Origin of the sequence: Acinetobacter sp. YZS-X1-1, assembly GCF_000804305.1 — a bacterium.
In the GTDB taxonomy this organism is placed as follows: domain Bacteria; phylum Pseudomonadota; class Gammaproteobacteria; order Pseudomonadales; family Moraxellaceae; genus Acinetobacter; species Acinetobacter variabilis.
Window position 1 is genome coordinate 1 of record NZ_JWHB01000051.1, and the last position, 9,568, is coordinate 9,568.

The 9,568-nt window shown below is 37.0% G+C and carries 10 protein-coding genes and 1 pseudogene; 6 read left to right on the forward strand and 5 right to left on the reverse strand.

Features of this window, described 5'->3' with window-relative positions:
- Nucleotides 1–216: 216 nt before the first annotated feature.
- Nucleotides 217–576, reverse strand: coding sequence for a hypothetical protein (locus RJ01_RS15225; RefSeq protein ID WP_034171706.1), 360 nt, complete (start codon nt 574–576; stop codon nt 217–219).
- Between the two features lie 367 nt (nt 577–943).
- On the opposite strand from RJ01_RS15225, the gene RJ01_RS15230 reads away from it, so the two are divergent.
- The 3 genes from RJ01_RS15230 (at nt 944) to nadS (RJ01_RS15240) (ending at nt 1,944) form a co-directional block, all read left to right on the forward strand.
- Nucleotides 944–1,198, forward strand: coding sequence for a helix-turn-helix domain-containing protein (locus RJ01_RS15230; protein WP_034171707.1), 255 nt, complete (start codon nt 944–946; stop codon nt 1,196–1,198).
- 160 nt (nt 1,199–1,358) lie between these two features.
- Nucleotides 1,359–1,679: a type II toxin-antitoxin system RelE/ParE family toxin gene (locus tag RJ01_RS15235; protein WP_000897309.1), complete on the forward strand. Its 321-nt coding sequence runs from the start codon at nt 1,359–1,361 to the stop codon at nt 1,677–1,679.
- Nucleotides 1,672–1,944, forward strand: coding sequence for a NadS family protein (gene nadS / locus RJ01_RS15240; RefSeq protein ID WP_005086343.1), 273 nt, complete (start codon nt 1,672–1,674; stop codon nt 1,942–1,944). The genes RJ01_RS15235 and nadS (RJ01_RS15240) overlap by 8 nt, the downstream gene beginning before the upstream one ends.
- Before the next feature lie 488 nt (nt 1,945–2,432).
- On the opposite strand, the gene RJ01_RS15245 is transcribed toward nadS (RJ01_RS15240), so the two are convergent.
- On the reverse strand, nt 2,433–3,767 hold the full coding sequence (locus RJ01_RS15245) for an ISNCY family transposase (protein WP_034171708.1): 1,335 nt from the start codon (nt 3,765–3,767) through the stop codon (nt 2,433–2,435).
- A gap of 115 nt (nt 3,768–3,882) precedes the next feature.
- Entirely contained in the window at nt 3,883–4,536 is a 654-nt protein-coding gene (locus tag RJ01_RS15250; RefSeq protein WP_005086345.1) for a hypothetical protein, read from the reverse strand.
- A 227-nt stretch (nt 4,537–4,763) separates the two neighbouring features.
- Here RJ01_RS15250 and RJ01_RS15255 point away from each other — a divergent pair, with 227 nt between their 5' ends.
- Complete coding sequence (locus tag RJ01_RS15255; protein ID WP_005268037.1) at nt 4,764–5,084, forward strand: type II toxin-antitoxin system RelE/ParE family toxin; 321 nt, start codon at nt 4,764–4,766, stop codon at nt 5,082–5,084.
- A pseudogene (nadS, locus tag RJ01_RS15260) lies at nt 5,077–5,349 on the forward strand (NadS family protein). The gene RJ01_RS15255 and the pseudogene nadS (RJ01_RS15260) overlap by 8 nt, the downstream one beginning before the upstream one ends.
- Nucleotides 5,350–5,851: 502 nt before the next feature.
- On the opposite strand, the gene RJ01_RS15265 reads toward nadS (RJ01_RS15260), so the two are convergent.
- Complete coding sequence (locus RJ01_RS15265) at nt 5,852–6,595, reverse strand: enoyl-CoA hydratase-related protein (protein WP_034171709.1); 744 nt, start codon at nt 6,593–6,595, stop codon at nt 5,852–5,854.
- 510 nt (nt 6,596–7,105) lie between these two features.
- On the opposite strand from RJ01_RS15265, the gene RJ01_RS15270 reads away from it, so the two are divergent.
- Nucleotides 7,106–7,303, forward strand: a complete 198-nt coding sequence (locus tag RJ01_RS15270) for a hypothetical protein (RefSeq protein WP_004282105.1) — start codon at nt 7,106–7,108, stop codon at nt 7,301–7,303.
- 66 nt (nt 7,304–7,369) lie between these two features.
- Here the strand turns inward: RJ01_RS15270 and RJ01_RS15275 are convergent, their stop codons facing one another.
- Nucleotides 7,370–9,247, reverse strand: coding sequence for a potassium transporter Kup (locus RJ01_RS15275; protein ID WP_034171710.1), 1,878 nt, complete (start codon nt 9,245–9,247; stop codon nt 7,370–7,372).
- Between the last annotated feature and the right edge of the window lie 321 nt (nt 9,248–9,568).

The window sequence follows — 9,568 nt, forward strand, 5'->3', positions numbered from 1 at the left end:
AAAAGTCTCCGACAAACCCGGTACGGTTCATTACATAATCCCTTTTAATGCTTCTACAGGATCTGAGTCCATATATGAAAGGGAGGGATGCTCAAGGCAATAACCTGCATACTTTAGGGCTTTTTCCGACCATATTATCTGATAGCTATACTGCTTTTGTTTACAAGTAACTCTTGGTATTTTTTTAAATCAATAATTTATAAAACAATCAGTATTTCAACATGGAAAAGCTTCTACGGCCTTAAGTACAGAAATCAGTCCGTTCATACTTTCCATCTGTTCTATAGGAACTCCTCCAGTTAATAGGTTAGGTGAATTGAGAAAATGATGCATCCATTTAATATCACCACCATTCAGGCTATAAACAGCTCTGTAAATCCGAATTACGATTATTGCTATTTCCCCTGATTGAGAATTTGGATCTAAGGTTTGTAATTCAGAAAATTTACCGTCAATACCTTCCAGATGCAGAATTCTTAAAAATTGCTCTGGCTTTAGTCCAAGCTGTTCAGCAGCTTTCCATGCCGCTTTAGCCAAAACTCTGGACCTATCTATCTGTTGTGAAAGTGGACTCATGATCGTGTCCTTAATATAAGAAAACGTTTGTTTGACATTACATTAAAATTAGGAATATGCCTAAATTTTATTCTATCAGCCAGTTTTTATTATTCCAAAATTGAAATTCCTAGATGGCAAGTTAAATAAGAACATTAAGCTGATGATAGGTATATAAAGCCTAGAGCCTATATCTAGGCTTTATAAAGTGTGTTAAATCTGGAAAAGTCTTATTTTTGAAGTTGGATTAGTTACCATTATGAAATACTTACAGGCTTTACTTACAAAGTAGTTATACTCTAATGTTTGCTATATGGCTAACATTGCATATAAAATACTCAAAGTTCGCTATATAGCGAATATAATCTTGTAAAAGTGGAAAAATAATATGGCTTGTAGAAAAGAAATTGGAGAGCAAATCAAATTGGCCAGGAAAAAACTCGGCTATACACAAAAGACTGTATCGGAGAAATCTCTAGTCAATAAAACGACAATTTCTGAGATTGAAAATGGTCATTTCACTGGTTCATTCGATTTATTTGAAAAAGTACTTAATTGTGTCGACTTACAGTTCGAAGTTGTGCCCAAAAAGCATACATTCCCTCACTGGGATGAAATCGAGTTTTTATTTAGAGAAGATTGAATTAAAGAAGGTGAGATTAACTTCCATTCTATGTTTTATTCCCAAGTAGAAATGTCCTATACAGACATTTCTACTTGGGAATAACAGAGAGCCTGTAGGCTCTCGTTTTTTTATTCTAAAACTGCTAAAATTCTTATACGCCATTGACGTACTTAAACCTATGTTATTCATTGAAACCAGTATTTTTACCAAGCAAATCAAAGAGCTTGTGAGTGATGAGGAATATCGTCAGCTCCAGCAAGATCTCTTGGTACAACCTGATAAGGGCGACTTAATCAAGAATGGTGGTGGAATTCGTAAAGTACGTTGTGCTCAGGGCAATAAAGGCAAAAGTGGCGGTATCCGTGTGATCTACTATTGGGTCACAGAAGATGATCAGATCTTTTTCCTGGTGGCTTATCCAAAGTCCGTGAAAGATAATCTGACAGACAAAGAAACCTCGATCCTGCGTCAATTAGTGAAGGAGCAATTTCATGGATAACAACTTATTTGATGACCTGGTTGCTTCAATCAAAGAAGCTGGCGCCATCAAACGTAATGAGATAAAGGCCAGTCGAGTCACAGAGCTTGAATTGCCGGATATTAAAGAAGTACGTGAGAAAACTGGGTTGACCCAAGCAGAATTCGCTGCACGTTTGCATATCAGCGCGAGAACGCTACAAAACTGGGAACAAGGCCGTCGCTATCCGACTGGTCCTGCAGCGACTTTAATTCGTATTCTTGATGCTCATCCAAGTCTAATTTAGAAAATTGAGATAATAAAAAACCCCAACATCCTGTCGGGGTTTTTTATTATCTTTTCGCGTACCGTTGTTACCCTCTGGTCCTTGTGCAATAACTTATAATTTTTGTTTTATGTTATGGAACTTCCTGTTCCTGATGAGTTCATCATAGGAAAGTTTCAGTATTCCGGATAGCAGCAAAGGGCCGAGATTGGTGTGAGCATATACGCACAAAATAGCCTAAATTTTATCCACAGGAAATGTGGATGATTTCAGATCCTGGGGTCTTGAGAACATTGCAAAAATCTTGAAATTGGCTACTTTTTAAACAACTTTATTGGCAATAACTATCAAAAAAGATCATAAAAAAGCCGACTTGTTTCCAAGCCGGCTTTTCGGGTTTGCGTCCTCGATTTTTTATATCATAACTTTTTGAAATTTAACACTATTTATTTTTATGTTATTCACCAATTAAAATGTCTATGCGATAAACCATTTAAAATGTCCTGTTTTTAACTACAAGAGTCAAGCACAGGATTTAAATTTCTTTGTTCAATAATTGCTTTCTGAGCTTTACGACTCGGCATACTTTTCTTGGCACGGGAACGTTTATTCTGTTTTTCCAATGCTTCATGCTGTTGCTGGATATGTGCCAGGACTGAACCTAATCTTTTATTCTCAACCACTTCATTCTGCTGCAGTCCAGTCAGTTTATTGAAAATGCTGTAGTTAATCTTCCGTCCCTCATGCATGATAGCCACAGTACCATCCGGATACTCTAGAAATGAAATGTATTGTCCAACTAATTTCTGGTTCAATTCAGTTGGTTCAAGCATATAAATACACTTGTCATAGGTAATGGTCAGATTCTTGGTGACCTTACGCGGTTCCTGCCAGGTAAAAATATCATCCAGTTCAGCATCAGACTCTGTTAAAGGGCGATGTAAGTTTTTGGAATTTCTCGCGCACTTGGCAAACTTCCGATTGAACTGCTCAATAAAGCAGGGCAGCCATGCATTTGCTTCGGCAATCGAATTAATACCCTCCAGGCGCATCTCTTTGATCAGACGGTCCTGAAGGGTTCTATTGGCACGTTCCACACGACCCTTAGCCTGGGATGAGTTAGCAAAGATAATATCAATGTTTAACTCATTCAGAATCCGCCCAAATTGCGTGATCTGGCTGTCCTGGCTGGATTTCTGGTTGACTCTAAATACCGAATGTTTGTCGCTGTAAAAGGCCAGAGGCTTACCGTATTGTTCAATGTAGGCTCGGGTAGAAATCATATAGTCAAAGGTCGTTTCCGCCTCACAAAAGCGCAGATGCAAGAGCTTTCCGGTAGCATCATCGATATAAACTAATAAGCAGCATTTGGCGGAACGGCCTTCAAACCAGTCATGATATGAGCCATCAATCTGGATCAGCTCACCGAAGCAATCACGGTTATAACGTGGCTGATATGGACGCTTCAGGCGCTTGGATCGAGGAATCCAGAGGCCATTGGCCGTCATCCAGCGCCGAAGCGTTTCTACCGGGATATCTAGGGCAAACATGCTGCTGAGCTTCTCATGCACCAAGGTGGGCCCAAAGCCCAGCAGATGTTCAGAAATAATGGAAAGGCACTTTGATCTTAACAAGTCATCATGGCGACGATGACCCGGTTGACCACGACTGGAATGTGCCAGACTTGAAACACCGTCTTGATTGAGCTTGTGCAATAACCGGGTAATTTGACGGGTTGAAAGATTCAGAATTTCTGCAGCACGGACTTGTGTAATACGTTGATCTCGAACGTCTTGCAGAACAGCAAGACGTTGTATTTCCTTGTCAGACATAGTGATCAGCATCTCAAGTTCATATCCAGTCCATGATGTTGATGCGCATCATAGACCAGACATTTTTATTGGTGAGAATACAGACACTTTAAATGGTTTCTAACAACCGAATTTCGTATATGAGATTTTATGTTAAATCACTGATGTTTGATTTTAGAATAATATTATGAATTGCTTTTATCTCTTCCTCTTTTTGAGCTTGAAACTTTCCATAAGTTGAAAAATGTAAATGCTTATAGATTAAAGGTTTTTTTTCATGAAAAACTTTAAGAGTATGTCCTTCTATTTGTTTAGCATCATTCATCCATGAAAATATAGATGTTTTTTTCATTAATTTAAAAACAGCATCAGAGATAAATACAGCTTTAGTGTGTTCTGAAAAAATGGCTTTATGAATGTATTGTAGATGATTTTTATCAAGATCAGAGCTTTTCAAATCATTTCTACCAGTTGTGGGAAGATGAAGAAGCTCGATAAATGAAATACGAGAAGCATCTTTGCAAGAAAGTCTAATTTTTGAAAATTCTTTATGATATTTTCGCCCATCTCCTTTATATCCATCTAATAAAAAAGGATGATGTACATTGTATTTCTGCCAAAATGAAATAGCATCCTCATGATATTCAATGATTTTAGAAAATATTTTTTGTTCTTCAATATTGGGAGCGTAATTGGCATCTAAGCCAATAAATAAAAACTCTGCTTGAGTAGGACAACATCCCTGATAAGGTTTTTGGCGGAAAGCGTGAATTAGTTTTTCACTTGGATGAACGTTATACATATTTTTATCAGTAGACGTAATGCAAAGAATATTAGTTTATCCGATATAGACACCAACATATTAAACCGTCCGATAAGAAAATCGCAAAAGCGCATATTCTAAAAGTGGACATTTTTATTGGTGAGAATATAGACATTTTGAATGGGTTCTAACAGAGAGCTGTAATCTCTCGTTTTTTTGTTCTAAAACTGCTAAAATTCTTATACGCCATTGACGTACTTTAATCTATGTTATTCATTGAAACCAGTATTTTTACCAAGCAAATCAAAGAGCTTGTTAGTGATGAAGAGTACCGTCAGCTCCAGCAAGATCTTTTGGTACAGCCTGATAAGGGCGACTTAATTAAGAATGGTGGTGGGATTCGTAAAGTACGTTGTGCTCAGGGCCATAAAGGTAAAAGTGGCGGTATCCGGGTGATCTATTATTGGGTCACAGAGGATGATCAGATCTTTTTCCTAGTGGCTTATCCAAAGTCTGTGAAAGATAATCTGACAGACAAAGAAACATCGATCCTGCGTCAATTAGTGAAGGAGCAATTTCATGGATAACAACTTATTTGATGACCTGGTTGCTTCAATCAAAGAAGCCGGAGCCATCAAACGTAATGAGATAAAGGCAAGTCGAGTCACAGAGGTCGAATTGCCGGATATTAAAGAAGTACGTGAGAAAACTGGATTAACCCAGGCAGAATTCGCTGCACGTTTGCATATCAGCGCGAGAACGCTATAAAACTGGGAACAAGGCCGTCGCTATCCGACTGGTCCTGCAGCGACTCTAATTCGTATTCTGGATGCTCATCCAACTCTAATTTAAAAATTTTAGATAATAAAAAACCCCGGCATCCTGCCGGGGTTTTTCGTATGGGTTCGCTCGGTATAACTCCTGTCGTACCTTACAGTCCTTGTGCTTATCTCTTGTTATTCTTGTATGGAACTTCCTGTTCCCGATGAGTTCATCATAGGAAAATTCACCTATCCTGGACAGCCGTAAAGAACCGGAATTTACGTAAGCCTAGGCGTACAAAATAGCCTAAATTTTATCCACAGCAATTGGGGATAGTTTCGCAACCTAGATCCGCATGAAATGGACATTGTCTGCTAAATTGATTATTTTTTGATCAATTTTCCTGGCAAAATGTTACAGATCCGCTTAAAAACTCACCAACTTATTACAAAAGCAGATTTCTACTGGTTTCTTGGTCATTACTGAATTTTTAAGTTATTGATATTTAAATTAATATACAAGTGTACTTTGTATAACCACCATTATGTTAAATAGAGAATAAATTGGTGGAGAGTTCCAATTTATTCTTTATTTAAATACGAAGAAAGTTTCTCAAAATCACTTTAGCTTCATCACTCTTCAAGCGTTCTGTAAAATAAATATTTTCATAATGAATTTTTTCAAGAATCTTTATAGAGTCACGCATCAATTGTTTTGTCTGCAATACAGCTTGATAAGGTTTTTTAGCAAGTGCTTCTGCTTTTTGGCGGGCTATTGTTTCAACTTCCTCAGCAGTATCAAAAGATTGATTTGCAATCCCTAAATTTACAGCTTGTGTACCCGATAAACTTTCACCCATAACAAACATATTAAATGCTCGAGCATATCCGATACGCTCAGTTAATAATAAGCTAGAGCCAGCTTCAGGTACGACCGCTAAATTGACGAAAGATGCAAATAATTTTGCCTTATCTAGAATATAGACTAAGTCACAATGTAATAGCATAGTTGTTCCAAGACCAACTCCAGATCCAGTAACAGCAGCAACGATTGGCTTTGGATAATCGCCAAGTACTTTGATAAATTTCAAAGCATTAAATTCTGCATCATCAGATTCAGCAATTGTCAAAAACTCAGATAAATCATTGCCTGCTGTAAAGAAATCACCCATGGCAGTAAATAAGATTACTTTAATGGAATCATCATTTAGTGCTTCTTCCATAGCAATCTGTGCATCTGTATACATCACATTTGTTAAGGCATTTTTCTTGTCAGGTCTAGCAAACTTAATTTCTAAAACACCGTTACTCTTCTGACAGATAATATGCTTTTCCATAATAATTTTCCTTTAGATATTCTAGTTTTCAAAACCCTATACGCTGAAATATTTATCTCATCGCAAGAATTACTTTAAGTTAAGAAAATATGATTTCCTAAAGAAAATTAGTATAAAAAATGACCTTTGTGTTCATTAAAATCGGTGCTACCTTTTATCTTAAAAAACTTAAATTTATGATATAAATCACACAATGATATGTTGGGTATTTTTAGTTTTCTTAAAATTAACATAATGCACGTTATGCGAAATTAGAAAAATGAGTTTATTGCACTGATATTTATCTGTTTTTTAAATTTTAGACCTGGGTTGGTGCCCAGGTTTTTTTATTAGGTATAACAGCCATTATGTTAAATGGAACCTTCTTTAGTTGAATATTCATACTTTCAATGGAGCAAAACTTGCAGAATCTTGTCTAATTTGTAATCCTTGCAGCCAAGGGTGTCTAGCTGAGCTAAGGCAGGTATTTGTTGTAGTCGGGCCGCTATAATATTGATAAAGAGCGCCTGTATGTTTAATTTCAAGATTTTTAATAAAGTCTCTACGGAAGTGTTGACGATAAAAAATGACCTTCAGCTTAATTCTGAAATTCAACTTATAACAAAATATAAGACCTCTACTTCTGAAGATTATAAAAAAGCAATTATTTTGATCTTTAAAGAACGTGGTTATTCAGCTTTAGAGATTGGTCAACTATTGGAAAATTAAAGTAAAAGATTTATTCTGATCAGATAGGCACCCTTATTTAAAGGTGCCTATTCATTTTAGAAATTCTTAAATTTCAATCTGACTACCTAGCTCTACCACCCGGTTAGAAGGGATTTTATAAAAATCACTGACAGGGCTGGTATTTTTTTGCATTGCGACAAATAACTTTTCACGCCATGTAGACATCTTGCTGGACAGACTTGGAATTAATCTTTCTCTAGAAACAAAGAAGCTGATATTCATTAAGTCATACTCAAGATCCAGTACTGAAAAAGCTTGTTTCAATGAATGAGGCACATTAGGCTCTTCTTTAAATCCATAATGGATCGTTATTCTGAAAAAACCATTCTCTAGTACTTCAGTAACGATTCGCTTAGCTTCATCAACATACGGGATTTCAGAAGTCTTGATTGTCACCAAAAAATTACGTTCATGCAGAACTTTATTATGCTTTAGATTATGTAAAAGCGCATGCGGTACGACTTGAGGCGTTCCAGTTAAAAATACGGCATTTCCACTCACTTTCTGACCTGTCTGTTCAAGGTGCTCAAGAAACACATTCAGTGGAAGCGTGTCCTTCTGCAGTTTGTCCTGAAGAATATCTCTGCCTTTTTTCCAGGTCATCATGAGGGTAAAAACAATAACCGCAATAACGACTGGTACCCAGCCTCCAATCAGTACTTTTAATAGGTTTGAACTCAGCAAAACCAGATCAATAAAGGCGAATGGAATAATGAACAGTAAGACTTTCCATGTTTTCCATTTCCAGTAACTATAAGCCAGAAAAGCTACTAACAGTGTGTCACAGAACATGGTCACAGTGACGGCCAGACCATAAGCACCTGCCAACTTGCTGCTACTTTCAAATATTAAGATCAAGATGGTGATAGAGATAAACAGGAGCCAGTTCAGTAATGGAATATAAATTTGTCCAATTTCCGAAGCGGAGGTATGTAAAACTGTAAGCCTAGGTAGATATCCCAACTGTATTGCCTGTTTAGCCATAGAGAATACCCCACTGATTAAAGCCTGTGAGGCAATCACTGCAGCTGCAGTAGCCAGAATAATCATAGGATATAGAAGGGCTGAAGGCAGAAGCAGGTAAAAAGGATTGGTGATAGCCGAAGGATCTCTTAACAGTAATGCTCCTTGTCCAGCATAATTCAGCATCAGACATGGCAGTACAATTAAAAACCAGCCTAACTTGATCGGTAAAATACCAAAATGTCCCATATCCGCATATAAGGCTTCACCACCTGTTACTGTTAAAACCACAGCTCCCATCACAAAAAATGAAATAAGAGGATTGTTAATAACGAATAAAAAAGCCCAGTGTGGGCTGAATAATGCAAGAACAAATGGACTTTGAATAATACTCATAATGCCAATGGCACCAATAGATAGGAACCATAACAAGGTAATAGGACCAAAAAACTTCCCCATCATTGCAGTCCCATGTTTTTGAACGGCAAAGAGAGCTATAAGAATTCCAATACTGATTGGAATAATGAAGCGATCAAATGACGGGGCAGCAACAGAAAGTCCCTCAACTGCAGATAAAACAGAAATAGCAGGGGTGATGATACCGTCACCGAAGAATAAGGATGCTCCAATGAAACCTAAGATAATGATTGCCAGTCTTTTTCCACGGGACAATCCTTTTTGCCTAAGGTTTAAGGCGAGTAATGCCATGATACCCCCTTCACCATTGTTATCAGCTCTCATGATCACCAAAACATATTTAAGCGAAACAATTAAGGTAATGGTCCAAAAGATTAAAGAGAGAATTCCCAGGATATTAAGTTCATTAATAGGTAGCCCGCGTGTCGCATGAAAGCTTTCTTTTAATGCATATAATGGACTCGTTCCTATATCGCCGAATACTACTCCTAGTGCAGCCAGTGTTAATGCTGGTACTGCCGGCTTACTCACATTATTTTGCATATATTTGATTTACAAAATTGGGGAGCCTCGAATTTTATCATCTGGCTTCTCATGAAATTGCCTTGTACATAAAAACCCATACTTTCTTAGAGTGTTATAGTTTTTCTAGCTAAGCCTGCACTATATAGGTGCTATTTCACTTATAAGTAATCCAAAAATATATGATTCTTTAATAGATAATTTTAAGTTTTTTCTAAAATTAACATAATACACGTTATACGAAATGTGTTATAATTCTCTTGAAAATTCAACGCTGTAGTTCCTAGTTGATAGCCCGAACATCCCTGTTCGGGCTTTTTTTATGATTTTTCACGTTCCACG

Bases quoted from the DNA above. Each gene is read 5' to 3' on its own strand.
- RJ01_RS15225 (WP_034171706.1), bottom strand. From the start codon at position 576: ATGAGTCCACTTTCACAACAGATAGATAGGTCCAGAGTTTTGGCTAAA.
- RJ01_RS15230 (WP_034171707.1), top strand. From the start codon at position 944: ATGGCTTGTAGAAAAGAAATTGGAGAGCAAATCAAATTGGCCAGGAAA.
- RJ01_RS15235 (WP_000897309.1), top strand. From the start codon at position 1,359: ATGTTATTCATTGAAACCAGTATTTTTACCAAGCAAATCAAAGAGCTT.
- nadS (WP_005086343.1), top strand. From the start codon at position 1,672: ATGGATAACAACTTATTTGATGACCTGGTTGCTTCAATCAAAGAAGCT.
- RJ01_RS15245 (WP_034171708.1), bottom strand. From the start codon at position 3,767: ATGCTGATCACTATGTCTGACAAGGAAATACAACGTCTTGCTGTTCTG.
- RJ01_RS15250 (WP_005086345.1), bottom strand. From the start codon at position 4,536: ATGTATAACGTTCATCCAAGTGAAAAACTAATTCACGCTTTCCGCCAA.
- RJ01_RS15255 (WP_005268037.1), top strand. From the start codon at position 4,764: ATGTTATTCATTGAAACCAGTATTTTTACCAAGCAAATCAAAGAGCTT.
- RJ01_RS15265 (WP_034171709.1), bottom strand. From the start codon at position 6,595: ATGGAAAAGCATATTATCTGTCAGAAGAGTAACGGTGTTTTAGAAATT.
- RJ01_RS15270 (WP_004282105.1), top strand. From the start codon at position 7,106: ATGTTTAATTTCAAGATTTTTAATAAAGTCTCTACGGAAGTGTTGACG.
- RJ01_RS15275 (WP_034171710.1), bottom strand. From the start codon at position 9,247: ATGCAAAATAATGTGAGTAAGCCGGCAGTACCAGCATTAACACTGGCT.